This window comes from Nocardia cyriacigeorgica, from assembly GCF_010858045.1.
Lineage (GTDB): Bacteria > Actinomycetota > Actinomycetes > Mycobacteriales > Mycobacteriaceae > Nocardia > Nocardia cyriacigeorgica_E.
This window is the reverse complement of record NZ_JAAGVC010000202.1, coordinates 1-337: the sequence shown is the minus strand read 5'-3', so window position 1 is coordinate 337 and position 337 is coordinate 1. Positions and strand designations below refer to the sequence as shown.

Here is a 337-nt window from a genome sequence, read left to right as displayed (position 1 = left end):
CCGACTGGCTCGACCGGGTGGCCGCGACCCTCGAAAACTGCACCCCGCAGGTGCTCGAGGGTGCGATCCGCTGGCTGAACTACACCATCGAAACCGAATTGCTGATGAACGAGATCGCGGACTCGACCACCCGTATCTCCACGCTGGTCGGTGCGGCCAAACAGTATTCGCAGATGGACCGGGCCCCGTTCCAGGTGGTCGACCTGCACGAACTGATCGACAGCACGCTGGTGATGCTCAACCGCAAGATCGGCGACTCGATCGAGGTGGTCAAGGACTACGATCGCGCGCTGCCCCCGGTCCCCTGCTACGCGGCGGAGCTCAACCAGGTGTGGAC

1 pseudogene is annotated in these 337 nt (G+C 63.8%); it reads left to right on the top strand.

The window, feature by feature from the left end:
* Positions 1-337, top strand: a pseudogene (locus tag GV790_RS29365) (histidine kinase); the annotation flags it as partial.